Below are 25,527 nucleotides of genomic sequence, written 5' to 3' on the forward strand. Positions count from 1 at the left end.
AGGGCCTGTGGGGCGGCAAACCAGAGCTGGGGCAGCCTTCGGCGGTCCAGGGTGGTGCGGGGCAGTTTTTCCACGGCATCTTTGAGGTCGTAGGCAAGGTACCCGAAAAGACCGGAGGCCACCGGCCCCCAATCGTTCTCTCCGTCCAGGGGAAACCGCCGGGCCAGGGCCCGCACCGCGTCAAAGGGGTCGGCGGTGAAGCGCTCGGTGCGCCCCTTTACGGCAAGGGTCATCTCCTCACCGTACCCGGAAAGGGTCAGAAAGGGCATGGTGGCCAGCATATGATATCGGGCGGAGTCGAGTTCTCCCCCGCTGAGCAGCACCACGGTGCCCTCGTCCCGTGCAAACCGGGAGGCAAGGGTCTCAAAGGGTTCTGTCAACGTCAGCGCTCTGCGCGTGATCACCAGGCCGTGGGGCCATGAATTGAAAATCCTGTCCAACACCGTGGGGCCTCCCTGCTTCCGCCGGGCTGAAACCGGCGCCATGAATTTTAGCGGCTATGCATGCCCCTTCAAGGGGCCGAGATTGAGAAAGTTGGCGACCATGGTCCGGCCGTGATCGGTCATGAAGCTCTCCGGGTGGAACTGCACCCCCCACAAGGGGTGATCGCGGTGGGCAAGGCCCATGACCACCCCGTCTTCGGAGTGGGCCGTGATCTCCAGGGGGGCCTCGTCGGCCATCTCCACCATGAGGGAGTGGTACCTGGCCACCCGCACCGGGGAGGGCACGTCCTTGAAGACCCCCGATCCCGTATGGGCCACAGGGCTCTGCTTGCCATGGACCGGCACCGGGGCACGGACGGTTTTGCCCCCGAAGGCCTCGTTGATGGACTGCATGCCGAGGCAGACCCCCAGGATGGGTACCCGCCTGTAAAAGGCACGGATCATGGGAATGGAGATCCCGGCGTAGGCCGGTGATTTGGGCCCCGGGCTGATGAGAATGTAATCGGGGGAAAGGACTTCGGCCTGGCGCAGGGAGATGGCGTCGCTTCGGAACACCTTGGTGGTGAGCCCGGGGATCCCCTTGAACATCTGAACCAGGTTGTAGGTAAAGGAGTCGTAGTTGTCGACGACAAGCAGTGTGGCCACGTCCACCTCACTCTTTGTTGAAAAAAGCCTCCGGCGGCCCTGCCGGGGGCTAAACTTTTAAAAAGTTTAACAAACAGGTCATAAAAAAAATAGTTGCATGAATGCCGTTTTAAATGCGGAAGTGATTTGCCCCGAGGAACGAGGGGCAAATCACTTCCGCTACCTGCTTTCAAGGTGGCACACCTTGCCGCCGGAGGCTGTTTTTTGGAGCTGAATAGTTACAAGAATTTTTAAATGCAGGTCTCTCCTGCATAAACGGTTGCCACATGTCACACATGACGCGAATGCATTCGCCACAGGGTTTCAAACGCTACATAAAAAGGGACTCCCGGTAGACAAACTGGATGCGCATGGCACCGATGTCCACGGTGTCGAACTCCCGGAGCTTCAACGAGGTCTTCAAGGGCTCGCCGTTGACTTTGGGACGCTTAAAACCGCTGATGTAATTCACCTGGAACCCCTTGGGCATCTTGCTGATGGTAAAGGAGACCTTGCCCACGCCAAAGCCCGAGACCACGATATCGCACACCGGGTCCTTGCCCACCTTGGTCACTTTTTTGGTCAGGGGGATCTCACCGCTTCCGCCCTTGAGAACGGAGAGGTAGGCGTTGACGTCTGCCGAGGGAACCGAGGTGCGATGCCTGCCCGCGTCCATCACCACGGTCTTGTCCAGGGGCGCCCGCTCCTTTTCCGGCCGGGCTTCCCCCTTGGCGTACCCGAAGATCAACCGGTGCCGCCCGATGACGATGCTGTCTCCGTGCCGGAGCTGGCTGGTCGTGATCATGATGCTGTTTAAAAAGGTGCCGTTGGTGCTCTTGAGGTCGGTGATGAAATAGCCGCCTTCCAGGCCGTCGATCTTGGCATGCTTTCCCGACACCGCGGCGTTGTCGATCACCACATCGCTTTCCGGGTGCCGGCCGATGGTCAGGCTTCCCCCCGGCTCCACCCTGTGTCGACTGATCACCCGATCTTTGTACTGCAACTGAACTACCGGCATCGAATTATCCTTTCATCATGCCCCATGGCGCCGTGCGCTCGTTTTCATACCTGGCAAAAAGGGCCCGAACACCCGGCGCAGCCATCCTGAAACGGCCCCTTTCGCACCCACCGTCACCACCATCACGGTGATGTTGTCGTCCCCGCCCCGGGCCTTGGCAAGCTCCACCAGGGACCGGGAGGCCTCTTCTGCGGACTGCTGACACACCGTCAACAGAATCTCCTCCTCGGAAACCAGATTGCTCAACCCGTCGGAGCAGAGGACAAAGCGATCCCCGCCATAGCACTGGCTCTCGCACACATCGGCCTGCACCTCCCGGTCCACTCCCACGGCGCGGGTCAACACGTGGTCGCCCTCCTTGGGAAAGGTGTGGGGCACGGACACCATCTCGATGGCCTGGCCGTGGACGCAGTAGACCGGGCTGTCTCCCACGTTGGCCGCCACAAAAGTATCTCCGCAGATCCACACCGCCGATACCGTGGCCCCCATGCCCTCGCATTCGCTCCGGCGACGGGCCTCGTCCCACACCTTCCGGTTGGCGTAACCGATGGCGTCCACGAGGCATGCGGCCTGACAGGAGAGCCCGGAGTCCGCAGGGACCAGCGGCCCCCCGTTCCGGGGAGCCTCCCGCCGGATGTATTCCTGCATGCCCTCCACCACCAGGCGGCTGGCCACGTCCCCGGCCCGGTGCCCCCCCATGCCGTCGGAGACCACATAGAGCTTCAGCGCATCGCAGCCGAAAAAGGCGTCTTCATTCCGGGATCGCCTGCATCCCGTATCGGTAAGGGCGACATGTTCCACATGCATGGTCATCAAGCCTTTTCTCATCACAGGGGCGCCCCGGCTCACCGGAACGCCGTCAGGAGATTGGGTATCCAAAGGGCTCACAAAACATTTAAGGAGGGGGTCGGCTCGACCAGGTGACAAGGTAATACGTCCAAACACCTTAAACAAGCCAAAACGACCATTCTTACGGGGTCAGCCAGGCATCAGGCTCCTGCCGACGCCCCGGGCTGGGAAAAGTAGGTCATGGAGATCTTCTTGAGCTCCCGCTTGCTGAAGAGCACCCGGTAGACAGCCACCCCGGCCTGCTCGGAGATCCGGCGCGCCGTGTCGAGGCAGGCCTCTTTGCTGGTGGCGTGGATCATGGTGTAGAGGTTGTAGGGCCACGCCTCGGCCGGGTTTCGCCGGTAGCAGTGGGACACCTCTTTGTAGGTGGCCATGGTGGACCCCACCTCTTCAACACGGGCCTCCTCCACCTGCCAGGCCACCATGGCGTTGGCGGTGAACCCCGACTTCTGGTGGCGCAGGGTGGCCCCGAAGCGGCGGATGAGCCCCTTGTCGTTCAGCCCCTGCAGGACCTCAAGGAAGGCCTCTTCACTCATGTTAAGCCCTGCGGCCAGCTCCCGGTAGGGGTTTTCGCACACGGGGATGTCCCCCTGAATGGCTGAGATCACCTGCTTTTCCTGATCACTTAGCGACATGACGCCTCCTTTCCCTTCTCGGGAAAAAGGCCCAGGACCCCTTCCCCACTGGCCTCGCACAGGCCCCGTTCGGTGATGAACCCCGTCACCAGGCGGGCCGGGGTGACGTCAAAGGCGTGGTTTTCGCAGGCAGACCCTGCGGGGGGTACCAGCACCTGTACCAGCTTGCCGTCCACCTTCCCCTGAATGTAGCGGATCTCATCGGGGTTGCGTACCTCAATGGGAATCTCGCCAACCCCGTCGTTCATCTCCCAGTCAAAGGTGGAGGACGGAAGAGCCACCCAGAAGGGGATGTCGTTGTCTTTGGCGGCCAGGGCCTTTAAGTAGGTCCCGATTTTGTTGGCCACGTCCCCGGTCCAGGTGGTGCGGTCGGTGCCGGTAATGACCAGGTCCACCATGCCGTGCTGCATGAGATGGCCGCCGGCATTGTCGGCAATGACGGTGTGCTTAACCCCGTGCTTGCCCAGCTCCCAGGCCGTCAGGCGGGCTCCCTGGTTCAGGGGCCGGGTCTCGTCCACCCAAACGTGGACATCGATCCCCCGGTTGAATGCCTCGTAAATGGGGGCGGTTGCCGTGCCGTACTCCACACAGGCCAGCCACCCGGCGTTGCAGTGGGTCAGGATGTTGACGGTCTCCCCGTTTTTCTTCTTGCTGATGGCCTCAATGAGGGAGACGCCGTGCTCTCCGATGAGGCGACAGTTCTCCGCCTCCTCGTCGGTGATGGCGGCAGCCTCTTCCCGGGCCGTTCGCACCCGTTGGCCGTCGCCTTCCACGGCAGCGATGCGCGCCGTCATGCGATCCACGGCCCAGGCCAGGTTCACCGCCGTGGGGCGCGAGGCCTTGAGGCGGTCGGCCTCGGCCTGCACCCAGGCATCAGAGACCTCTCCCCCCGGGGCGTTGATGCAGGCGAGGTACACACCCCAGGCACCGGTGGCGCCGATGAGGGGGGCCCCCCGGACAAACATCTCCCGGATGGCATGGATGGTGTCGTCCACGTCCTTTAAAGGAGCAATCACCAGCTCGTGGGGGAGCATCCGCTGATCAATCACATGAACTTCCAAAGGGTTGTCGCTGCTGAGCCAGATGGGGCGCATCTCTTTGCCGTCTACCTTCATAGGGACCTCATATCTATCGTGGGCTCCCCCCTGTCCGGGGGTGAGCAAAGGGGCTGGAACAAAAATATTGTCTCATATCACGTATTAACGTATAAGCCTTATTACCATAATTCAAGGGCCTCGTATAGCGGTATCCGGCGGTTTTCAAGGGAATCCGGGCCACCGGAGCGTCACCGGCCCCGCCCTTTCGGCCGCACGATTGAGTGAAAACCGAACGGGTTGACAACCCCTCGGGAGCCGGCCTTGGCGCTTCATGATTTCTCAGCGCATCGCCCATGCACCGACACGAGGCCACAGACATTCCCTAAGGAGATGCACATGATTCAGGTGGGTATCATCGGCGGATCGGGACTCGACGATCCGAACATCCTGCAACAGGCCGAGGAGGTCACCCTCACCACCCCCTACGGCGCGCCCTCGTCCCCCATCACCCGAGGCGTCATCGACGGGTGCCGGGTCCTGCTCCTGGCCCGTCATGGCCGACGGCACCAGTACAGCCCCAGCCAGGTAAACTACCGGGCCAACATCCACGCCTTGAAAGAGATGGGCGCCACCCATATCGTGGCCACCACGGCCTGCGGCAGCCTGCGCGAGGAGATCGACCGGGGCCACTTTGTGATCCTGGACCAGTTCATCGACTTCACCCGCAAGCGGTGCAACACCTTCCACGAAGACTTTTCCGGAGGCGCCGTCCACACCGGCATGGCCACTCCCTTTGATGCCCATCTTCGCAAGGTGCTCTACGAAACCAGCATGACCCACGGCAACCACACCCACGAAAAAGGGACCGTGGTGACCATCGAAGGCCCCCGCTTCTCCACCCGCGCAGAGTCCAGGATGTTCCGTTCCTGGGGCGCCGACGTCATCAACATGAGCGTGGCAACCGAAGCGGCCCTGGCCAACGAAGCGGGCATTCCCTACGCTGCCGTGGCCATGAGCACCGACTACGACTGCTGGAAAGAGGACGAGGCCCCCGTCTCCTGGGAGGAGATCCTCGAGGTCTTCCACAAGAACACCGACCGGGTCAAAGGGCTTCTCACCAAAGCCATTCCCAGGATCGGCACCCCATAAAAAAACAGTAATGATCGATATAACCCCATGTCAGGAAAGAGCATGAACATCAAAGAGACCATTCGTTCCATCCCCGGCTGGCCCATCGAGGGCGTGATTTTCCGGGACATCACCACCCTTATGCAGGACCCCGAGGCCTACCGCAAGGCCTGCGACCTCTTTTACGAACGCTACAAGGACAAGGGCATCCAGAAGGTTGTGGGCATCGACGCCCGGGGCTTTGTCTTCGGAGCGGTGCTGGCCTACCAGCTCGGCGTGGGCTTTGTGCCGGTGCGCAAAAAAGGCAAGCTGCCCTGGAAAACCATTGAGGAGTCCTATGCCCTGGAGTATGGGGAGGCCGAAGTGGAGATGCACGAAGACGCCATCGAAAAGGGCGAGAAGGTGGTGATCATCGATGACCTCATCGCCACCGGCGGCACCATTGAAGCCGCCATCAAGCTGGTGAACAGCCTGGGCGGGGATATCGTGGAGTGCGGGTTTATCGTGGAGCTTCCCGACCTGGGCGGCCGGGCCAAAACCGGGGACACGCCGATCTACGCCATGTGTGAATTCGAAGGCGACTGATCGGGAGTCGATTCCGGGGTAAAGCCCAAAGCAAAGGAGATCTCGCCGGCCGTCCGCATCACATCCGTGGCAATGGCCGGCACCTCCTTTGATTCCAGAAGCTCCGGGGAACCGGAGACGCTGATGGCGGCCACGGCCCTGCCGGTGTGATCAAAAAGAGGAGCGCCGATGCAGGCCAGGCCCATGATGTACTCCTCGGACTCCAGGGCGTAACCCCGGCTCCGGACCGTGGCAAGCTCCCTTCTCAGGGCCCCCTCGTCGGTGAGGGTCTTGGGGGTCAAAGGGGTCATCCGGGTGCGATCAAAATAGGCGTCAAGGGCGTCCACAGGCAGGGTGGAAAGCATGGCCTTTCCCACGGCCGAGCAATAGGCAGGGACCTTGGGCCCCAGGTTGGTAAAGGGAAGGGAGGGGTCGTTGGGCAGCTGGTTCAAGGTCACCAGGGCCATGCCCCGATCCCAGATGGCAATGCGGGACATCAGGGCGGTCTGCCGTGCCAGGCGCCGTGCCGCAGGGCCGCCGATCTGGTTGACCCTGAGGTGGCTGACCACGCAGGTCCCCAGCTCATACACCCTGAGGCCCAGGGCGTACTTTTTCGTCTCATCGCTCTGGCTGAGGAACGCCTCATCGGCAAGATTGGGGTCCCCAGGCCGTGGATGGTGGGCTTGGCAAGGCCCAAAAGGCGGGCCATATCGGTGATGCCCAGGGAAGGCTGGGACGGAGTAAAGAGGGAGAGTATGTCAAGTGCCCGTTTTACCGATTGAATTGCCATGATCGCCTCCATACAGCACAAAAACCGTTTCAGACGGCGCCCGACAGCGGCGCACCCAACCCAACCCCTTTATGTTTCAGCCAATCCCTTGTAGTACATTCCCCGGACCCCTGTCAATCGGACCCCAAATCTTTCCCGTAAATCGCCGAAATGCCCTCAGCTGCGGACAAGCGCAGCGGAAACGTTTTTGCGGAGCTTTTTTCAAAAAGCGACCCGCCTGAGGCAACGGAATTGTTAAATGCGTTCACCCTGTAGCCGCGGCCCTTCACCTTGACACCGCCCCCCAAAACAAGTACAACCGTCCTTGCGTTTTACCCGAGACAACTCTCAATTTTTTCAAGGAGATGACCACCATGTTTGGAATGGGGATGCCCGAAATCCTCCTGATCATGGCCGTGGCACTCATTGTCATCGGCCCGAAAAAGCTGCCGGAACTGGCCAAGACCCTCGGCAGAGCCTTTGGAGAATTTCGCAAGGCAACAAGCGATCTCAAGGAGACCTTTACGGTGGACTTAGAGACCCCTTCCACCGAAAAGGCCGGTGGTGAAATGAAAAAAGTGACCCTGGCCGCCAAAGACGACGCCTCCCCCGACACGGAAACGCCGAAACAGACCGAGGGTTCACGTTCATCCTGCCCCCGAGATCACCTATAAAGAGACACGGATCATGCAGGAAGAGGACAAACTCCCGTTTACCGAGCACCTGGACGAGCTGAGAACCCGGCTCATCCGCTGCTTCATCGCCATCGCCATCGGAGCGGCCGTCGCCTACGGCTTCAAGGAGGTGATCTTCGACCTCCTCACACGCCCCCTCATTGAGGTGCTTCCCAAGGGCGACGCCATCATCTTCACGGGTCTGCCCGAGGCCTTTTTCACCTACCTCAAGGTCTCCCTCCTGGCCGGACTGCTTCTGGCCAGCCCGGTGATCATCTTCGAGATCTGGATGTTCATCGCACCGGGTCTCTACAAGCGGGAAAAATGGGTCATGGCACCGGCCGTCCTGCTCTCCGTCGTCTTCTTCACCGGCGGCGCCCTGTTCGGCTATTTCTTTGTCTTCCCCTTCGGGTTCAAGTTCTTCCTGGGCTTTGCCTCGGAGTCGTTGAGGGCCCTGCCCACCATGAAGGAGTACCTCTCCTTTGCATCCAAGCTGCTCATGGCCTTTGGTCTTGCCTTTGAGCTGCCCATCTTCATCACCATCCTGGCCGCCCTGGGCCTTGTGACCCCTGCCTTCCTGCGAAAAAACCGCAAATACGCCGTGGTCTTCTTCTTTGTCTTCGGGGCCATCCTCACCCCGCCGGACGTGGTCACCCAGATCCTTTTGGCCACCCCCATGATCCTCCTCTACGAGCTGAGCATCTTCGGAGCCATGGCCTTTGGGAGGCGGCCCCTGGGCGCTGCCGATGAGGATGAGGAGCCCGAAACCGAGCCCCCGGTCCAAAGCGATGAAGACGCCCCCAAAGAGGACGCCTAAGCGGATCTACCGCCAGGTTTCGCCTTCCCTCTTGATCAAGGCCTCATGGATGGCGTCTGCCACCCCGGACGGGGTGAGGCCGTCGGTGGGAATCACGATGTGAGCGCGCCCCATGTACAGGGGATGGCGCTCCTGGTAAAGGCTCTCCACGCTCATCCCCGGCTGGATCACCACGCCCCGGGCGCCCAGGTCGCTGAGCCGCTCCATGAGAACGGAAAGGGGGGTGTGAAGGTAGACGATGACCCCGTCTGTAGCCAGGTGGTCCATGGCCCTCTGCCCGTAAATGACGCTGCCCCCGGTGGCGATGACCGTGCCGGTGACCGCCATCTCGCACAGGCGCCCCTCTTCAATCTCCTTGAATCTATCCAGCCCCTCCTCCCGGATAATCTCCGAAAGACGCCGCCCCTCGCACGTCTGGATGTAGACGTCGCTGTCGGTGAAGTTCAGGCCCAGGCGCTTGGCCAGAATCACCCCCACGGTGCTCTTGCCCGCGGCGGGCATGCCGGTAAGTACCACGTTTTTCTTTATCATGCGTTGCGCTCCTGACATTACATCTCGTGAATCCAAAGCCTTCAAGGGGGCCAGAATACCCCATTGCCTCCGCGCTTTCAAAGGATCCTTCCCAATGCACAAAAAAAGATGTCGGTGAGGCCAAAACCCGGGGCCCAGGAGCCTCCGGCGGCCCTGCCGGGGGCCAAACTTTTGAAAAGTTAGACAAGCAGGTTTGATTTTTTTCGGATGCGTCGCAACCGGCCATAGCCCCTCTTATTTTTGCGGAGCTTTTTTCAAAAAGCGACCCGCCGGAGGCAGCGGAATTGGTAAATGCGTTGGCCCTGCCCCGGGGCCTCATTGGCCTTGACAAGGCCAAAGGCCATCTTTTAGGGTAGCGATGTCCCTGCCCGTCGGCAGCGGCCAACCTTCCAAACCAAGGACAAAAACATGGCTGTCACCCTCTCCATTGTGGGCACATCGGGGTCCGGAAAAACCACCCTCATCACGCGCATCATCCCCCTGCTGCAGCAAAAAGGCTTTCGGGTGGGCGTCATCAAGCACACGGCCCACGGGTTTTCCATGGACCACGAAGGAAAAGACAGCTGGAAACACCAGCAGGCCGGAGCCGACGCCGTGATGGTGGCCTCGGAGACAGCCTACGCCCTGGTGAGAAAGGTCACTCCTGTGCGGCTGGAAGAGCTGGAAGGGCAGATGGCGGACCTGGACCTCATCATCACCGAAGGCTACAAGGGCTCGGCCCGCCCCAAAATCGAGGTCCACAGGCGGGAAACGGGAAAAGCCCCCTTAAAAGGCCTCACCAGGCTTGTGGCCCGCATCACCGATGCCCCCCAGGCAGACGGCCTTCCCACCCTGGATCCGGACGATCCCCAGGGCGTCGCCGACTTCATTGCCGAGACCTTTCTGGCATAAAAAAGCCACCGGCATGCCTGCCGGTGGCTCCAAAGCGATTCTCCCGAATGGGTCAGGGACGGCTCCCCGCGTCCTGCCCCTTCACCTCGGGTCCCGGGGGCAGGTTCCCCCGGATGAGGATGCTCTTTTTAAGGGATTTTACCACCTCATCGATCTGCTCCACCCCCACCCGGATCTCCTCAATCCCCTTGACCGTTGTCTCGGTGATGGTGGGCACGTCCCGGCTTCCCACCTCCACATTTTCAAGGACCTGTTGCAACAGGGCGATGTTGGTCTGGATCTCCATGCCGATCTCGTGGACCTTCTCCAGGTCCCGATCCACCAGATCCACGGTGTGGGGCACCTTGTCCACGGCCACGGCCAGGCTGTCCAGGATGGCCCCCACGCGAACCTCCACGGCGTTCAAGGAGTTGTTGATGCTGTTCAAGGCCTCAAACAACGGCCCTTCGGGATCCCGGAGCAGGGTGGCCACTTCCGAGACATCCTGAACGGCCCGGATCACCTTCTTGGCGGTCTCTTCCACCTCAAATTTTGCCAGGAGGTCGGCCACGGACGGCTGCTCTTCCGAAGAGATCTCCTCGTCGGCCAGAAGCTCGGGCGACTCCGGGGTGCCCGGGGTGATGGAGATGTACTTGTTGCCGATGTAGTTGACGCTCTGGACCGTGGCAACGGAGTCTTTTCGTATGCGCGGGGCGTATTCGGCAAAAATGGCCATGCGCACGTGGACCACATTGCCCACGAGGCTCACCTCCGTCACCTTGCCGATATCGGCATTGAAGAGCTTCACCGCCGCATTGGTCTCCAGGTTGTAGCTCTCTTTAAAGGTGGTGAAGTAGGTCACCTTCTCCCGGAACCAGTCCTTGCTCCGGCCGATGGCCAGCACGGTGAGGGCCAGAAGGATCATGATGGAGAGCATAAAGGCCCCCACCACCTTTTCGCGGGTGTCGTAGCGAACAATCATGGTGCCAGCTCCTTTACGAGCGTGCCGTTTTCCAGGCGAAGATCCAGGGGGGTCAGCTCTTTGCCGAACCCGCGGTAGTTGGTGGTGTAGACAAACACGCCCCCCCGCGAGAGGACCTTCCGGATCTCAGCGATGAAGCAGGAGAAATACCCGCGCCCCACAAACTCTTCCGGGTACTCGGCCAGAAAGAGCAGGGGCTCCTTGAGGATGTCCCGCACGGCGATGGCGCGCCGCTGCTCCATGGCGCTCACCAGCTCCGGGCAGAAGGGAAGGGCGTCCTGGATGCCGAAGGCCCTCACCAGCTCCTCCTTGAGCCCCTGGTGGCGGACGAGATCCGTGTCGCTGAAGTAGTGGGCCTGATAATCGAGGTTCTCCTCCACGGTGCGGTTTCTCACCATGGCGGCCATGGGGTAGAGATACCCGATCCTGCGCTTCACCGGAAGAAGCCTCTCATACCAGGTAAAGGGCAGCTCTTCGCCGCCAAAAAAATACCGGCCCCGGGTGGGCCAGCTCAAGGTGGCAAGGCACCGAAGCAGCAGGTGGGCGTCGGCCGGGTTGTCGGCGGAGAGATGAACCGCCGCCCCGGGGGGCAGGGAAAGATCCAGGTCGGTAAGGGTCCTGCCCTTCCAGGTGTCCTCCACCGAAAGATTCGTCAACCGGACCACCGGTGTGGGATCTGTACCGGCATCCCCGGCGGCAGGTGTCGACATGGGCATGGCATCCTCTACAGGTAAAAAACGATGGAGACAAAGGCGTTGACCAGCATGCAGGCAAAAAAGCTCTCCACGGCGGCCCGGGAGACACTCACGGGGATACGGGAGACCTTGCGGACGGTGGTGTACCCGTGGAACAGGCTCACCACCGTGATAATCAGGCCAAAGAGCAGTGCCTTGACAAGGCTCACTACCAGGTCGGTGCCGCTGATGGCCTTGGCCACCTGAAAGATAAAGATGTCCCCGGACTGACTTGTGGTGGCCCAGGCCACCACCTGGCCACCGAACAGGGCGGCTAAGTCAAAGACCACGAAGAGGCAGACCACCGCCGAAGTGATGCCGGTGAACCGGGAGTAGGAGAGAACCCACATGGGATCCACCCCGGACATCTCCATGGCTTCGATCTCGTTGAACACGGTCATGCAGCTCATCTCGGCGGTGACGGCCGTGGCCGAGCGCAGGATGACCACCAGGGCGGTGATGAGGGGGCCGATCTCACGGACAACGAGAATGACAGCGGCCTTTCCGAGCTCAAACTCCCCGGAGACCTTGGTAAACTGAATGATCATGGCGCTGCCCACGAGCAGGGCCAAGGGGATGATCAGGGGCAGGGCCTGGACAGCCGTAAAGTAGATCTGCTCCACCACCGCCCGCTTCACCTGGGCACGCCCGTCGGCCGGGCGCCTCACCAGAAGGGTGAGAATACGCAAGGTAAAGGCGGCCCGAACCAGGGCCATCCCCACAAAGTCCAGGGTGACTCGCCCGACATAGCCGCATGTTCGTCCGATCCATTTCAACGCAAGCCCCTGTGGATTGGTTGTCAATATCCGCATTATCCGCTACTCTTGTTCTGCCGGAAAAGTATAGTCAATTCAATCGACAAAGATCAACCGATTTTAACCGTTTCACCCGGAGGGAACTCACCCCATGATTCGCCTGAAATACCTTGTCACCCTCTGCCTGCTCCTGTTCGTCGTCCCGCCCGTCTTTGCAGCATCCGCACCCCGCTACGACCTCTTCGAAGAGGCCTCCGGCCTCCTTGAACAGGGCAGTTCCCTCGAAGCCGCGGCCCTTTACCGACGCATCCTGGAAGGCAGCACCGATCGAGAGGAACGCGCAAGGGCCCTTCTCTTTCTCTCCGTTCTTTACAGCCGCAACCTGAACCTGCCTGACACGGCCGTGGCCTGCCTGGAACAGATCGAGACCACCTACCCCGACACCGCGGTGATCATCGACGCCCGCTTTGCCCTGGGAGCGGTCTCCTACCGCAACGGCCGCTTTGCCGAAGCCGTGACCCACTTCCAGCGTTTTGTGGAGCTCTACCCCGAGCACATGCGCAGCTCCTCGGCCCGGGCCTGGCTGCGCCAGGCCGAGATCCTGGCCGGTGAACAGCCCGCACCGGAGGCCCAGGACAAAGCCATGGCAAAACTCCCGGAAAAGGTCCGGGTCCTGCTGCGCCACCAGGTGGACCAGGTGATCCTCGGCCGAACCGGTGAGCCCATGACCGTGCTTCGGGACGGCACCCCCCTGTTTGAAGGCAACGGGCCGGTCACCGTCACCACGGGCCAGGAGGGCCTGGTGGTCAACGGGGTCGTGGCCGGCAACCTCACCCTGACCTTGGGGCCCGGCTCCGGGCGCCCCCGGGTGGACGGACACGCCTACCGCGGTGAGGTGACCCTCTGGCCGGATGAAGAGGGCATCACCGTGGTCAACACCCTGCCGGTGGAAGAGTATCTCTACGGGGTCCTCCCCAAAGAGATGAGCCCCCTCTGGCCGGAAGAGGCACTCAAAGCCCAGGCCGTGGCCTCACGCTCCTACACCTACCACACCCTCCTAAACCGCAAGGCCCACGCCCGCTTTGACCTGGAGGCCACCACCGCCTTTCAGGTTTACGGGGGCGCCGATGCCGAGACCCCGGAGACCACCGCCCCGGTGGACAGCACAAAGGGACACTACCTCGCCTTTCAGGGCCTGCCCATCATCGCCTGCTTCCACGCCAACAGCGGCGGCATGACCGAAAGCGCCGACGCGGTCTGGGGAGCGGCCCTTCCCTACCTGAAGGGGGTCAAGGACAGCTTCAGCCGACTGGCCCCGGATGCCTGCTGGACAGGAGAGGTGGACGCCGACAGCATGGTCAGGAAGTTGTGGGAAAAGGGGTACCGCCCCGGGGGAATCATCTCCCTGGAAACCAGTGAGCCCTCCCCTTCCGGCCGCAACGGCCGGGTGATCATCAGCACCTCCCGGGGACGCCTTGAGCTCACCGGCAACGAGTTCAGGCTGGCCATGGGCCCCGAGGTGATCAAGAGCGCCCGGTTCTCGGTCACCCGGAAAAAGAGGCACTTCACCTTCGAGGGGTGCGGCTACGGTCACGGTGTGGGCATGAGCCAGTGGGGGGCTCGGAAAATGGCCGCGTCCGGGTTCACCTACGACACCATTTTGCACCACTACTACAAAAACGTCTCGCTGGTCACCATTGACAAAGAAGGGGTTCGCTGATATCGGGTTTTTGCGAACCACGACACGGGCCCCGTCAAAAGACCCCGGAATCGGTGTTTTTTCCAAGGGCCCTTCGGTTTTCCCCTGAGCGGTATTGTCTACGACCTTTTTATAAGGCCCGTCATGAAACGACGCCTGATGACCCTTGTTCTCCTGGGAGCGCTGATGCTCCTCTCTTCCGGGCCCCTCTTCGGTGCCGCGGGCCAGGGGATAACAGAAAACTTTGATCACGGCCTCATCGACTGGAGCAACGGCTCGGTGCGGGCCGAAGGGATGCATGCCCCCAATGAGAAGGCCGGGCAGCCTGCCTCCCCCGAAGCAAGGGAGCATTACGTCAACCGGGCCGTTGAGGCGGCCCGGTCCAACCTTTCGTCCATCCTCCGGCACCTGACCATCCACGGCGACACCACCGGCGGTGATGTCATGGGAGACAGCCGGGAGGTGGTCGCCCAGGTGGACCTGATGTTCCTGTCCACCCCCATGACGGAAAAACGGTTCCTCACGGACGGTTCCGTCCAGGTCACCCTCACCCTCCCCCTCAGGGGGGCCTTCTCCCAGCTCATCCTTCCGGAAGAGATCCGGCAGATCAACCCCATCAGGCCGTTGTTCACGTCCGAAGCCTCGGATGCCCTTTCCACCCACGACGCCTACACCGGCCTCATCGTCGATGCCCGAGGGGTAGACGTCATTCCTGGGCTTGCCCCGCGCGTGGTCACCGAATCCGGGGAAGAGGTCTACGGCCCCACCGTCATCAGCCGGGAATACGCGGTCCAGCGTGGGGTGGCTGTCTATGAAAGCTCCCTGGCCCGGGCCGGCCAGGGCCTCTCAGCCGGAGAGAACCCCCTCATGGTCACCGGCATCGGCACCACCGAGGGCGCCCGCACCGACATCATCATCAGCAGCCAGGACGCCGCCCGCATCCGCTCAGACGTCTCCCACACCACCTTCCTCAGCCAGTGCCGGGTCGTCATTGTCCTGGACCCGCCCCCGGACAAGCGCCGGAAATAAAAAAGGGGCGCCCCCATGAGGGAGGCACCCCTTTAATCATCTACCCGTCAGACCCGTGATACGGCAAAACCTCAGATACCTGCTTTCTCCCGAAGGATGTCCACCTTGTCGGTGCGCTCCCAGGTAAAGCCTTCGCTGTCGGTACGTCCGAAGTGGCCGTAAGCCGAGGTCATTTTGTAAATGGGCTTCAGAAGGTCGAGCTGCTCGATGATGGCTGCCGGGCGCAGGTCAAAGACCTCGCGGACAATCTCAGCAATGCGCTCCTGGGGAATAACCCCGGTGCCCATGGTGTCCACGAGGACAGAAACGGGCTCGGCAACACCGATGGCATACGCCACCTGGACCTCGCACTCCTTGGCAAGGCCAGCGGCCACGATGTTCTTGGCGATGTAACGGCCCATGTAGGAGGCGCTTCGGTCCACCTTGGAGGGATCTTTTCCGGAAAAGCAACCGCCGCCGTGGCTTCCTCGGCCGCCGTAGGTGTCGACGATGATCTTACGGCCGGTGAGGCCGCAGTCGCCCATGGGGCCACCCACAACAAACCGCCCGGTGGGGTTGATGAAGAAGCGGGTCTTGTCGTCGATCATCTCAAGGGGGATGACCTTGAGCACAACCTCTTTGATGATGCCTTCCTGAAGGTCTTCGTGGCTCACCTCGGGGGTGTGCTGGGAAGAGACCACCACGGTGTCCACGCGCGTAGCTTTTCCATCTTCGTATTCAATGGTGACCTGGGCTTTTCCGTCGGGGCGAAGGTAGGGAAGCACGCCGGTTTTCCTCACCTCGGCAAGGCGCTGGGTGAGTTTGTGGGCGAACACCACGGTCATGGGCATGAGCTCGGGGGTCTCGTCGATGGCGTAGCCGAACATCAGGCCCTGGTCGCCGGCGCCCTGGTCCTTGAAGAGGCCTTCGCCTTCGTTAACGCCCTGGGCAATGTCTTCGGACTGCTTGTCGATGCTGGAAATCACAGCACACGTCTGCCAGTCGAAGCCCATGTCCGAGGAGTCGTAGCCGATCTCGCGGATGGTGTCCCTGACAATCTGGGTCATGTCCACGTAACAATTGGTGGTGATCTCACCGGCGATAAAGGCCATGCCGGTGGTGACCAGGGTCTCGCATGCAACCCTGCATCGGGTGTCCTGGGCCATGATGGCATCCAGGATGGAGTCGGAAATAGCGTCGGCCACCTTGTCGGGGTGACCCTCCGTTACGGACTCCGAAGTAAAAAAGTAGTTTGCGTTGGTCATTCTCTGCTCCTTTGGAACACTTGAAATCTAAATCGCTTCGTATGAATCGACCGGTGTCTGTCGGGCGGGAGTCAGATGAGCAGGCGTCCCGGTTGGCTTATGTTTTCACGGAAAGCACTGCTGATCATCCGATGTTCTTTATCAACTTTCCAGATCTTTTGCAAAGCATTGTCGTACCGAGTCCACCACCCAGCCACCTGCGGCCAGAGAGCTCTCGGCCAGGGTATCGTCCAGGGCCACCTCAATCCCGGCAAGGCCGTATCGCGCCTTAAGGCTTTCCAGGGTGCTGTTTTTATTCCCCCGAAGGCGCGAGGCGCTTTTGGGGTGGACGCGAAACACCGGGGCATCCCCAGGTGAAAAAAGCCGCCGGGCAAGGGCATCGGCCATGTCCCGAAACCGCGCGCTGTGGACCAGATGGCCGAAGGCGGGGTGATGGGGCCCGGCCAGGACATGGGTAAGACGCATCTCCTCACTGTCCTGAAGGCCCATGCGGATCACAGGGATATCCCGTCGGGCAGCCATGAGCCACGCCTCCTTGCCCCGCTGCACCGCCTCTTCCAGGGAGAGGGGCTCATAGCGCCCGTCACGCCAGAGGGCGGCCAGGCCGCTGCCCTTCAGGACCACGGTGGGGTAGATGCGAATGCCCTCGGGATCGAGGTCAAGGATGCGCTGAAGGGAAGAGCGAAAGAGGGCCGGGGTCTCCCCGGGAAGCCCCAGCATCATCTGAAGAATGGTGACGTACCCCTTTGCCTTCAACTGTGCTGCGGCGCTCTCGGTGTCTGCGGCCGTATGGCCCCGGGTGCTGGCCGTGAGCACGGCATCTTCCATGGACTGGGCCCCGAGCTCCACCGTGGTGACGGGGTACCCGGCCAGAAGCTCAAGGGTCTCCGGGGTGACGGTGTCGGGGCGGGTGGAAAAACGAATCCCCTGGATGTGCCCTGCCTTGACGTAGCCATGGGCCAGGTCCAGGCAGGCCCTCACCGTTTCAAGAGGCAGCCCCAGAAAGGTGCCCCCGTAAAAGGAGATCTCCACGGGATGGCGGTTTGCAGACCATTTCAGCCATCGCTCGATCTCCCCTTCCATGGCGGCAAGGGAGGGCATGGCAGGGGCGCCTGTGCGCTTTAACCCGGTGACAGCATGCTGGTTGCAGAAGATACAGTGGTGAGGGCATCCCGCATGGGGAATAAAGAGGGGAACGACAAAGGGGCGGGGGGTGTCGGCGGCCATGGACGGGTCACCGACGGCTCAAAGGGGCCATGGACTTAAAGCCCCCGTTCCTTTAAAAGATCCAGGGCAATGCGGGCGGCATCCTGTTCGGCGGCCTTCTTGCTCTTTCCGTAGCCCATGGTCTCGATATCGCGGGTCTTGAGACAGACCTGAAAGGTCTTGTCGTGGTCAGGCCCCATCTCAGAGACCACGCGGTAGCGGGGAATCTCCTTGAGGTGGACCTGGGAGTACTCCTGGAGCAGGCTCTTGCTGTCGCTGTTGAGGCGCGAGGGGCGCGCACCGCTCAGGAGGGGCTTGAAATGACGGCTGATGAGCCGATAGGCCGCATCAAACCCGCCGTCTAAGTAAACCGCGGCGATGACCGCCTCAAGGACGTCGGAGAGAATGGAATTCTTATCCCGGCCGTTGGTCTGGCTCTCGCCTTTGCCGAGGCGGATAAACTGCCCCAGTTCCAGCTGCCTGGCGATCTCGGCCAGCTGGGTCTCGTTGACCAGGTTGGAGCGCATGCGAGACAGGTTTCCCTCGTTGAGCTCGGGAAAGTTGTGCATCAGGGCGTCGCCCACAACCAGGTTCAAAACGGCATCCCCCAAAAACTCCAGGCGTTCGTTGTCTTCCAGGACGGCATCTCCCTGTTCGTTGACATAGGAGCTGTGCATCAGGGCCGTGGCAAGGAAACTTCGATCGCCGAAGGTGTAGTTGAGGTGGGCCTCCAACTGTGACAGGTCTTCAATGTGATTCATGGCAATGCAGCGGTTAAGGTGGCGTAACAATCAAAGGGTACATGGAGATCGCCTCGCCCCACGCCCAACTCGATACCTTTTTTATATGCCCCGTGATAATCCGATCCGCCGGTCACCACAAGTCCCAGGGACTTGGCGCAGCCGAGAAGAAAACGGGTGAGCTCCGGAGGGTGGGTGGAGTAGTAGGCTTCCACACCGGCCAGGCCCAGGCGGGCCAGGCTCTCAAGGAGCCCTTTGAGGTCATCCGGGGAGAGCCCCACGGTCACAGGGTGCGCCAGCACGGGGAGCCCCCCTGCGGCACGAATGAGACTTACCGCATTTTCAAAATCAATGCGACCCTTTTCTACATAGGCGGGACGCCCTGTGGCCAGGTACCGGTCAAAGGCCTCGGCAACCGAGCCAACCCATTTTTTCCGCACCATCACGGCGGCCATGTGGGGACGGCCCACCACGGCACCGCCGGCCTCGGCCGACACCTCGGCCAGGGTCAGATCCATGCCGAGCTCGTTAAGGCGGTCAATCATCTGGGGGTTTCGCGTCTCGCGCTGAAGACGCAGAGATTCAAGGGCCTCCGCAAGGGGCGGAGCCTCAGGGTCGATACCGTAACCAAGAATATGGAAACTGCCCTTGCTGCGATATGGCGCAGGGGGAAGGGAGCTGATCTCAACCCCGGTGATAAAACCCAAATCATCCGGGAGTCCGTGTGATATCAGCTGACGGACCCCCTCCACGGTGTCGTGATCGGTGATGGCAATGGCGGCCAGGCCGGCTCTGCGGGCACGTCGCACCACTTCCTGCGGCGACAGAGACCCGTCCGAGGCGGTGGTGTGGATGTGAAGGTCGATCCCCGCCGAAGCGCGATCAGAGGCCAAGGGCTTTTTCCCTTGCTTCCGCCCGGGTCTTGCAGTCGATGCACTGCGTGGTGACGGGGCGTGCCTTGAGTCGCTCAATGGGTATGCATACTCTTCGGGTTTGCATATCGAAAACCCCGTTATCAATGCGCTCCAGGGCTTGTTTTATCTTCTTGATCAGCTTGTGTTCGCGGTCGCGAATACGAAGCATGAAGTTCCTGTTTTCCTCGTGCGATGCTCGGTCCGTGGGATCGGGGAAGCTCTCCTTCTGGGCAGTCATTCCTTCAACAGTGCTGTCAGCCTGTTCCAGAAGGTCATTAAGCCGATCAGTTAAAAACTTCCTGAAATATTCCAGTGTTTCCTGATCCATACTCAAACCTCTCCTCTGAGCTTGGTTGGCGAATTTTTGTTTAACCTGCCTACTGTAAACACAGTTTACGAATTTTGTAAAGATCTATTGAGGAAGGCGCCCCGGCCCCGCGAGGGAGGCAAGGGCACCGAAAAAGCGAAACAACACACCGAATTGATGAGAGAAAAAAGAGATTATGCCAGGGTATTCATCCAGGCATCCAGCTCTGCCATGGAGGAAATATTCACCACCTCGCAAGAACCGTCTGACGGGACGATTTTTCGTGCAATGCCCGACAGGACCTTGCCGGGCCCCACTTCCACAAACCGGGTCACCCCGTCTTCGAGAAGCCGCGTCATGGTGTCGTACCACCGCACGGGGCTCACCAGCTGGCGGGCCATATTCTCCTTCATGGCCACGGGATCCTCTTCGGGTTCCGCCGTCACATTGAACAAAAGCCCCTTGGCAGGCCCCTTAAAAGAGACCGATTCCAGGACCCGGCGAAACGGCTCCTCCGCCCCCTGGATCAGGGGACTGTGCCAGGCTCCGCTCACCTTCAGGGGAACGGCGCGCCCCTTTTTTTCGCGGGCGGCGGCACCGAACCGCTTCACGGAGTCGGGGTCACCGCTCACCACGATCTGCATTTCGCCGTTGTGGTTGGCGGCCCAGACCCCCTTGGTGGGCGGTGCCCCCTCCTCACGGAGGCTCGCGGCCAGTGCGTCCACCGTGGCATAGTCGAGATTCAGCACCGCGGCCATGGCCCCTTTGTGCTTGCGGGCCTCCTGGTCCATGAAGCCACGGACCCTGGTCTTGACCAGGGTAAGGGTGTCCTCCGGGGAGACAACCCCTGCGGCGCAAAGGGCGGCGTACTCACCCAGGCTGTGGCCGCAGGCCACCTCGAACCGGTCACCCCCCACCGAGGCCAGGGCGGCCAGAAAGCCAAGGTTCACAGCGGTCACCGCAGGCTGCAGGTTGACGGTCTGGGTGAGCTCGTCCATGGGGCCTTTAAAGCAGAGGCGGGTCAGGTGGGACTTGGTGATCTCGTCGGCCATCTCAAAGACCTCGCGCACCACCCCGAACTCCTGATAAATGTCCTCTCCCATGCCGATGGCCTGGGACCCCTGTCCGGGAAAAAGAAAAGCGGTCTGTGTCACGTCTGGACCTCCCCTATACCGCAGAGAGACCGCCCGGGCCCCTTCTGCGCGCCGTTGCCGGCCTAATCGTGAATGTTAAATAAGCTGCGGGCATAGCTCAGGGCACGGGATTCGTCCCGGTTGTGGCAGCCGTCCTTGATAAACCTAATGGGATCGTGCACCACCTTGGTGACGATGGCCTGGCCCATGCGGCGAATGGCGGCCTTCTCCTCCTCGGAGAGGCCCGCCATGCCCGACAGGGTCTTTTCCACCTCCCCTTCGGCAATGGAGGCCACCTTCTCACGCACCGCCTTGATGGTGGGCACCGTGCGGAGCCCCTCCACCCAGCGGGAGAAGGCCACCACGCCCTCCTCCACAATGCGTTCGGCCTTGATGGCCTCGGCCCGTCGGGTTTCGATGTTGCCGTCGATGACCTCTTTCAGGTCGTCGATGTCGTACACATAGGCGTTGGAGAGCCGGTTGATGGCCGGGTCGATGTCCCGGGGCACGGCAATATCGATGAAAAAAATGGAGCGCCCCTTTCGGCGCTTGATCACCGGCTTGACCATCTCCCGGGTAATGACGAGGGTGGTAATCCGTGGAGCTGATGATGATGTCCACCTCGGTGAGGGTCTCGGGGATCTCTTCTAAGGCAATGGCGCTTCCGTTGAATCGCCGGGCCAGTTCCACCCCGCGGTTCAGGGTTCGGTTGGCCACAAAGATGTCCCCGGCCTGGTGCTGGATCAGGTGTTCCACGGCCAGCTCCGCCATCTCACCGGCCCCCACCAGAAGGATCTTGCGCCCTTCCAGGGAGCCGAAGATCTTCCGGGCCAGCTCAATGGCCGCGTAGCTGATGGAAACAGCGCTGTCGCCAATGCCCGTTTCGCTGCGCACCCGCTTGGCCACATGGAAGGTGCGGTGCATCAGCCGGTTGAGAAGGGGGCCCGTGGCCTTCTTGGAAGCGGTGAGGTGATAGGCATCCTTGCGCAGCCCCCAGGACAATGTGGAGAAGCGCGATGACCATGGAGTCAAGGCTTGCCGCCACATTGAACATATGCCGCACGGCCTCTTCCCGGTGGTACTCGTAGAGGCAGGAGTCGAACTCCTCCACGGGCAGCCCCTTGAGGGTGGCAATGTAGCCTTTGGCAGCGTCCAGGGCGGCGTTGCCGTCCTTGGCCGCCATGAGCACCTCCACCCGGTTGCAGGTGGAAAAGAGCAGCACCTCGTCCACATGGGGATGCTCCCTCAGGGCGTCGATGGCCTCCAGACACTCCTGCCGACTCATGGCAAGGCGCTCCCTGAGGGCAACCGGGGCCGTCTTGTGATTCAAACCTGTCAGTACAATTTCTCGCATAACGCCGTGTCTCTCGTCCGTTAAAACCGGATGAACTCACCTAAAACCGGGTAAACTCCCCGTGGTGACCTTCCATGAAAAAATTGACCCCGAAAAGGGTAAAAAGCAGCACCGCAAACCCCGCAATGGCGAGCCAGGCGGCCTTGCGTCCCCGCATCCCTCCCACGAGCCGTTCGTGGAGGAGCACGGCGTAGATCACCCAGGAGATTCCGGACCAGACCTCTTTCGGGTCCCAGCTGATGAACCGGTGCCAGATGATCTTGGAGTAGAGCAGGCCGGTGACCAGCCCCAGGGTCAGGGCGGTAAAGCCGGCGATGATGCTGGCATACCCGATGCCGTCAAGCTGCTCCAGGGAGGGAAGGCGACGGTAAAAGAAACCCCGTTTCTTCTCCTTGATGGCGTTCTCCTGGAGGATATAGAGAATACCCGCACCGCAGGCCATGGCCAGGGCGGCTTCCCCCACGAAGATGGTGATGACATGGGCAAAAAACCAGAAGTTGGCGTACACCGCCTCGGGCTGTGTCGGCGGCAGGTCCGGGACCCGCAAGGCCGCTGTGTAGGCCAGAAGGGCCAGGGGCGCGGCATAGACCCCCATCACCTTGATGCGATACCGGGCCCTTAAGAAAAGAAACACCAGGGCCACGGCCCAGGCGGCCAGCCCCAGGGTCTCACGCAGGTTGTGCACGGGCAGGTACCCGGTCTGCACCGAGGCAATGACAAGCCCCAGGGTGTGAACGGCAAACCCCGCCCCAAAGAGAATCGCTCTGGACCCTCTCCTTCTGAAAAAAGAGGTAGAGCAGGTAGGCCACCGCACTGGCCAGGTAGAGCGCCGCTGTCAGTATGTCCATGATCCCGCCTCCCATGGTTGAAGCCGATACCATACGGTGTCGTGATTACAGAGAAAAACCAAGCGTCTCGCAGGTGTAGCCCTCTCCCAGCACCTCGGTGAGGAAGGCGTCTGCCCCTTTTTTGTCTCCGGCCTTCACCATCCCAAGGAGCCCGCCGGAATGAGCGCCTCAAAAAGGGGCTTGTGAGCCTCGGGCTGGCGTGGGTCGGCGAAAGGCTTCTCCGACGCCGCACGCCAGCCCACGAGTCAGGCTCCCTCAACCTGTCACCGAACTCTGTCTCCAGGCGCCGACGCATCCACTTGGCAAAGGCGGGGCTCTTTCCGGAGGTGGAGATGGACAGGGTCATGTCCCCCCGCTGCACGATGGAGGGGAGGATAAAGTTGCAGGCACTGGGATAGTCGGCCACGTTGCAGAGCGTGCAGGACGCTTCGGCGTCCCGGCTCACCCGGGTGTTGAACTCCTGATCGTCGGTGGCCACTAATCACCAGAAACTTCCCGTCCATATCGGAAGGGGCGTAGGCCCGCTCCTCCAGGGTGACGGGAGCATCTTGCGCCATGGTTTTCAGCTCATCGGTAAAGGCCTTGCTCACCACGGTCACATGGGCTCCGCAGCGCACCAGGGTCTCGACTTTGCGGGTGCCCACGGCACCACCGCCCACCACCAGGCACGCCTTCCCCATAATATCAAGGCTTACGGGATAGTATCGCATGGGTCTGCTCTCTTTCAGTCTGTGACGCGCGCCGCCAAACCGGCGCAGATCACCTTTAAAGATCAAAGGGTTTCAGGTCCTCTCCGAGGACCAGCTGCCCATCATATGTTTTGCGGCACTCTTTTTCAACATCAACTTTGTCGCAGGCCGGGTAAAAATGGGTCAGCACAAGCATCCCGACTTGCGCGGCTTTTGCCGCCTCCCCGGCAAGGGAGGGGGTCAGGTGGTTGGGCACGGCCTCAGCGTCCGGGGTGGAGCACTCACACACAAAAATATCGGCTCCCCAGGCAAGGGAAACCAGGTTCTCGGATGGGCCGGTGTCCCCTGAAAAGACCACGGAGCGCCCCCCGGAGAGCACCACCCGGCAGGCCAGGCTCTCCGGGCGATGAGCCACCGGGGCCGTTCTTACGGCCAGGTCTCCCTGGTGAAACAGGTCCTCCTGCTCCACGGAGAGCTCGGTGAGGCGAACCAGGCCCGGCCCAGGGTCCATCCACTCCCCGTACACCCCTTTAAGCTGTTCGAAAAAGGCGCCGAATCCTTTGCCTCCGTAAATGGGAAGGGGACGGGTGCGGGTGCAGGCCGGATACTTGGTGGCAAACAGCAGGGGCACAAGCTCAGCCGTGTGATCCGGGTGCATGTGGGTGTAAAAGATACCGGTGAGTTCGTCGATGGAGACCCCAGCTTCCAGCAGGCGGCGCATGGTCCCGGGGCCGGAGTCGATGAGCAGGGTCTCGGTCCCGGTCTGCACCAGGGCCGCACAGGCACTTCGGGTTAGGGAGGGGACGCAGGTCCCCGTTCCGAGGAGGGTGATTCGTGCCATGGGTGAGGGGCCTCCCTTCTTTTGTGGTGGATGGTGAGTGTCTTCGACGGCCCTGCCGGGGGCCAAACGTTTAAAAAAGTTTAACAAACAGGTCTTAAAAAAACATGTTTATGGATATCGTTTCAAGGCGGATGTGATGTGATCCGAGGAACGAGGGGCAAAACGCATCCGCACCCTGCTTTCAAGGTGGCACACCTTGCCGCCGGAGGCTGTTTGTAAAGCTGAATAGATAGGCAGAGCCTTGAGGGTCGGCCCCAGAAAAACGGGGGGACAGGGAGATCCTCCCGGTAAAATGAAGGGCTGCCCTTATGGACTCACATTCGCCCCCACCCTATAATCATGATCACCTGTTTACCCGCCACATATTTCCCTTCCGTTTCACGCCAAGGGCGACCCGCAATGGGTCGCCCATTTTTTTGGGCGAGAAGCGCGTCAGGTGGCCCAGCCATGGGAGAGACCTTCCACGCGAAGGCTCTCGTAAAGGGCGATGCCCACGCTGGTGGAGAGATTGAGGCAGCGTATCTGCCGATTGATGGGGATGTGGTACCGGGAGTCCGGGTACCGATCCAGCACTGAGTCCGGCAACCCCTTTGTCTCGGAACCGAAAAAGAGAAAAAGGCGCTTTGGCCTGGGCATCTCCCAGAAAGGGCGGGACCCGAGCTTGGCAAAAAGGGCCACCTCCCCGTCTTCGGGTGCCATGGCCTCAGTAAAGGCGTCCAGGCTGTCCCACACCGACAAATCCACATGCTCCCAGTAATCCAGCCCGGCCCGCTTCACCTGGGCGCTGTCCAGAGAGAACCCCAGGGGCTTGATCAAATGCAGGCGCACGCCGGCCCCGAGGCAGGTCCGCCCCACATTTCCCGTATTCCAATGGACTTCAGGGGCCACCAGCACCACATGGCGCTCCGGCTCCCCTTCCTGTCGATCTATCACAACACATCCTTCCCTAATATTAAGGCAACGCGTCCGCTGCCTCCGGCGGCCCTGCAGGGGGCCAAACATTTAAAGAATTAGACACACAGGCCTTGAGTGAGCGTTACCCGGCTTTATTCATTCCTGACACACAGCCCCGTTGCGGCACCGGCACCGGCAC

29 protein-coding genes and 4 pseudogenes are annotated in these 25,527 nt (G+C 61.2%); 7 read left to right on the forward strand and 26 right to left on the reverse strand.

Features of this window, described 5'->3' with window-relative positions:
* Positions 1-14 precede the first annotated feature (14 nt).
* The 6 genes and pseudogenes from ACOYW2_RS24625 to mtnA form a co-directional block, all read right to left on the reverse strand.
* Positions 15-485: pseudogene (locus tag ACOYW2_RS24625) on the reverse strand (hypothetical protein); the annotation flags it as partial.
* A 12-nt stretch (positions 486-497) separates the two neighbouring features.
* On the reverse strand, positions 498-1,088 hold the full coding sequence (locus ACOYW2_RS24630; protein ID WP_482768284.1) for an anthranilate synthase component II: 591 nt from the start codon (positions 1,086-1,088) through the stop codon (positions 498-500).
* Between the two features lie 310 nt (positions 1,089-1,398).
* Entirely contained in the window at positions 1,399-2,085 is a 687-nt protein-coding gene (locus tag ACOYW2_RS24635) for an FHA domain-containing protein (RefSeq protein WP_180137976.1), read from the reverse strand.
* Positions 2,086-2,100: 15 nt separating this feature from the next.
* A complete protein-coding gene (locus ACOYW2_RS24640; protein ID WP_482771084.1) occupies positions 2,101-2,898 on the reverse strand; it encodes a protein phosphatase 2C domain-containing protein in 798 nt (265 codons plus the stop codon).
* A 176-nt stretch (positions 2,899-3,074) separates the two neighbouring features.
* Positions 3,075-3,569 carry a siroheme decarboxylase subunit beta gene (gene ahbB, locus ACOYW2_RS24645; RefSeq protein ID WP_482768285.1) on the reverse strand — a complete coding sequence of 165 codons (495 nt, stop codon included), beginning with the start codon at positions 3,567-3,569 and terminating at the stop codon, positions 3,075-3,077.
* On the reverse strand, positions 3,560-4,684 hold the full coding sequence (mtnA, locus tag ACOYW2_RS24650; RefSeq protein WP_482418469.1) for an S-methyl-5-thioribose-1-phosphate isomerase: 1,125 nt from the start codon (positions 4,682-4,684) through the stop codon (positions 3,560-3,562). The genes ahbB and mtnA overlap by 10 nt, the downstream gene beginning before the upstream one ends.
* Before the next feature lie 318 nt (positions 4,685-5,002).
* Between mtnA and mtnP the strand changes: the two genes are divergently transcribed.
* Together mtnP and ACOYW2_RS24660 are read left to right on the forward strand one after the other, a co-directional pair.
* On the forward strand, positions 5,003-5,755 hold the full coding sequence (mtnP, locus tag ACOYW2_RS24655; protein WP_482768286.1) for an S-methyl-5'-thioadenosine phosphorylase: 753 nt from the start codon (positions 5,003-5,005) through the stop codon (positions 5,753-5,755).
* Between the two features lie 42 nt (positions 5,756-5,797).
* Positions 5,798-6,319, forward strand: coding sequence for an adenine phosphoribosyltransferase (locus ACOYW2_RS24660; RefSeq protein ID WP_482418471.1), 522 nt, complete (start codon positions 5,798-5,800; stop codon positions 6,317-6,319).
* On the opposite strand, the gene ACOYW2_RS24665 is transcribed toward ACOYW2_RS24660, so the two are convergent.
* On the reverse strand, positions 6,289-6,867 hold the full coding sequence (locus ACOYW2_RS24665) for an IclR family transcriptional regulator (protein ID WP_482768287.1): 579 nt from the start codon (positions 6,865-6,867) through the stop codon (positions 6,289-6,291). The genes ACOYW2_RS24660 and ACOYW2_RS24665 overlap by 31 nt on opposite strands.
* Positions 6,795-7,100, reverse strand: coding sequence for a helix-turn-helix domain-containing protein (locus ACOYW2_RS24670; RefSeq protein ID WP_482768288.1), 306 nt, complete (start codon positions 7,098-7,100; stop codon positions 6,795-6,797). Before ACOYW2_RS24670 ends, ACOYW2_RS24665 begins: the two co-directional genes overlap by 73 nt.
* A 341-nt stretch (positions 7,101-7,441) precedes the next feature.
* Here ACOYW2_RS24670 and ACOYW2_RS24675 point away from each other — a divergent pair, with 341 nt between their 5' ends.
* Together ACOYW2_RS24675 and tatC are read left to right on the forward strand one after the other, a co-directional pair.
* On the forward strand, positions 7,442-7,741 hold the full coding sequence (locus ACOYW2_RS24675) for a twin-arginine translocase TatA/TatE family subunit (protein WP_482420384.1): 300 nt from the start codon (positions 7,442-7,444) through the stop codon (positions 7,739-7,741).
* A gap of 13 nt (positions 7,742-7,754) precedes the next feature.
* Positions 7,755-8,558 (forward strand): twin-arginine translocase subunit TatC, encoded by an 804-nt coding sequence (gene tatC, locus ACOYW2_RS24680; RefSeq protein WP_482768289.1) that lies wholly within the window; start codon positions 7,755-7,757, stop codon positions 8,556-8,558.
* Between the two features lie 6 nt (positions 8,559-8,564).
* On the opposite strand, the gene ACOYW2_RS24685 is transcribed toward tatC, so the two are convergent.
* Complete coding sequence (locus ACOYW2_RS24685) at positions 8,565-9,089, reverse strand: shikimate kinase (protein ID WP_482768290.1); 525 nt, start codon at positions 9,087-9,089, stop codon at positions 8,565-8,567.
* A 408-nt stretch (positions 9,090-9,497) separates the two neighbouring features.
* Here ACOYW2_RS24685 and mobB point away from each other — a divergent pair, with 408 nt between their 5' ends.
* Positions 9,498-9,980: a molybdopterin-guanine dinucleotide biosynthesis protein B gene (gene mobB, locus ACOYW2_RS24690; RefSeq protein WP_482768291.1), complete on the forward strand. Its 483-nt coding sequence runs from the start codon at positions 9,498-9,500 to the stop codon at positions 9,978-9,980.
* A gap of 52 nt (positions 9,981-10,032) precedes the next feature.
* Here mobB and ACOYW2_RS24695 read toward each other — a convergent pair whose 3' ends face one another.
* From ACOYW2_RS24695 to ACOYW2_RS24705, 3 genes are read right to left on the reverse strand one after another with little or no spacing between them, the layout of a single operon-like run.
* Positions 10,033-10,941 carry an MlaD family protein gene (locus ACOYW2_RS24695; RefSeq protein WP_482418475.1) on the reverse strand — a complete coding sequence of 303 codons (909 nt, stop codon included), beginning with the start codon at positions 10,939-10,941 and terminating at the stop codon, positions 10,033-10,035.
* A complete protein-coding gene (locus tag ACOYW2_RS24700; RefSeq protein ID WP_482768292.1) occupies positions 10,938-11,651 on the reverse strand; it encodes an ATP-binding cassette domain-containing protein in 714 nt (237 codons plus the stop codon). The genes ACOYW2_RS24695 and ACOYW2_RS24700 overlap by 4 nt, the downstream gene beginning before the upstream one ends.
* 14 nt (positions 11,652-11,665) lie before the next feature.
* The gene (locus tag ACOYW2_RS24705) at positions 11,666-12,451 is read right to left on the reverse strand and encodes an MlaE family ABC transporter permease (RefSeq protein WP_482420389.1); all 786 of its coding nucleotides are present in this window, start codon (positions 12,449-12,451) and stop codon (positions 11,666-11,668) included.
* Positions 12,452-12,581: 130 nt separating this feature from the next.
* On the opposite strand from ACOYW2_RS24705, the gene ACOYW2_RS24710 reads away from it, so the two are divergent.
* Positions 12,582-14,150 carry a SpoIID/LytB domain-containing protein gene (locus ACOYW2_RS24710; RefSeq protein ID WP_482768293.1) on the forward strand — a complete coding sequence of 523 codons (1,569 nt, stop codon included), beginning with the start codon at positions 12,582-12,584 and terminating at the stop codon, positions 14,148-14,150.
* Between the two features lie 123 nt (positions 14,151-14,273).
* The gene (locus ACOYW2_RS24715) at positions 14,274-15,158 is read left to right on the forward strand and encodes a hypothetical protein (protein WP_482768294.1); all 885 of its coding nucleotides are present in this window, start codon (positions 14,274-14,276) and stop codon (positions 15,156-15,158) included.
* A 71-nt stretch (positions 15,159-15,229) separates the two neighbouring features.
* Here ACOYW2_RS24715 and metK read toward each other — a convergent pair whose 3' ends face one another.
* From metK to ACOYW2_RS24785, 14 genes and pseudogenes are all read right to left on the reverse strand, one after another.
* Positions 15,230-16,402, reverse strand: coding sequence for a methionine adenosyltransferase (gene metK / locus ACOYW2_RS24720; RefSeq protein ID WP_482420392.1), 1,173 nt, complete (start codon positions 16,400-16,402; stop codon positions 15,230-15,232).
* 141 nt (positions 16,403-16,543) lie between these two features.
* Complete coding sequence (locus ACOYW2_RS24725; protein WP_482768295.1) at positions 16,544-17,629, reverse strand: elongator complex protein 3; 1,086 nt, start codon at positions 17,627-17,629, stop codon at positions 16,544-16,546.
* Positions 17,630-17,664: 35 nt separating this feature from the next.
* Entirely contained in the window at positions 17,665-18,369 is a 705-nt protein-coding gene (rnc, locus tag ACOYW2_RS24730; RefSeq protein WP_482418482.1) for a ribonuclease III, read from the reverse strand.
* Positions 18,366-19,241, reverse strand: a complete 876-nt coding sequence (locus ACOYW2_RS24735; RefSeq protein WP_482768296.1) for a PHP domain-containing protein — start codon at positions 19,239-19,241, stop codon at positions 18,366-18,368. Before ACOYW2_RS24735 ends, rnc begins: the two co-directional genes overlap by 4 nt.
* The gene (dksA, locus tag ACOYW2_RS24740; protein WP_482768297.1) at positions 19,231-19,590 is read right to left on the reverse strand and encodes an RNA polymerase-binding protein DksA; all 360 of its coding nucleotides are present in this window, start codon (positions 19,588-19,590) and stop codon (positions 19,231-19,233) included. Before dksA ends, ACOYW2_RS24735 begins: the two co-directional genes overlap by 11 nt.
* Before the next feature lie 173 nt (positions 19,591-19,763).
* Positions 19,764-20,723 (reverse strand): ACP S-malonyltransferase, encoded by a 960-nt coding sequence (gene fabD, locus ACOYW2_RS24745; RefSeq protein ID WP_482768298.1) that lies wholly within the window; start codon positions 20,721-20,723, stop codon positions 19,764-19,766.
* A 62-nt stretch (positions 20,724-20,785) separates the two neighbouring features.
* Entirely contained in the window at positions 20,786-21,211 is a 426-nt protein-coding gene (locus ACOYW2_RS24750) for a hypothetical protein (protein ID WP_482771085.1), read from the reverse strand.
* Positions 21,194-21,638: pseudogene (locus ACOYW2_RS24755) on the reverse strand (NAD(P)-dependent oxidoreductase); the annotation flags it as partial. The pseudogene ACOYW2_RS24755 and the gene ACOYW2_RS24750, both read right to left, overlap by 18 nt.
* Entirely contained in the window at positions 21,538-22,056 is a 519-nt protein-coding gene (locus tag ACOYW2_RS24760) for a hypothetical protein (protein ID WP_482768299.1), read from the reverse strand. The gene ACOYW2_RS24760 and the pseudogene ACOYW2_RS24755, both read right to left, overlap by 101 nt.
* A gap of 40 nt (positions 22,057-22,096) precedes the next feature.
* A complete protein-coding gene (ccsA, locus tag ACOYW2_RS24765) occupies positions 22,097-22,870 on the reverse strand; it encodes a cytochrome c biogenesis protein CcsA (RefSeq protein WP_482768300.1) in 774 nt (257 codons plus the stop codon).
* Between the two features lie 314 nt (positions 22,871-23,184).
* Positions 23,185-23,382: pseudogene (locus ACOYW2_RS24770) on the reverse strand (precorrin-2 dehydrogenase/sirohydrochlorin ferrochelatase family protein); the annotation flags it as partial.
* A gap of 58 nt (positions 23,383-23,440) precedes the next feature.
* Positions 23,441-23,614: pseudogene (locus ACOYW2_RS24775) on the reverse strand (precorrin-2 dehydrogenase/sirohydrochlorin ferrochelatase family protein); the annotation flags it as partial.
* Between the two features lie 55 nt (positions 23,615-23,669).
* Positions 23,670-24,434: an MBL fold metallo-hydrolase gene (locus tag ACOYW2_RS24780; protein ID WP_482420402.1), complete on the reverse strand. Its 765-nt coding sequence runs from the start codon at positions 24,432-24,434 to the stop codon at positions 23,670-23,672.
* Positions 24,435-24,866: 432 nt separating this feature from the next.
* Positions 24,867-25,367 (reverse strand): tRNA (cytidine(34)-2'-O)-methyltransferase, encoded by a 501-nt coding sequence (locus tag ACOYW2_RS24785; protein WP_482418489.1) that lies wholly within the window; start codon positions 25,365-25,367, stop codon positions 24,867-24,869.
* Positions 25,368-25,527: the final 160 nt, after the last annotated feature.

This window comes from Desulfoluna sp. CLI2B (genome assembly GCF_056847375.1).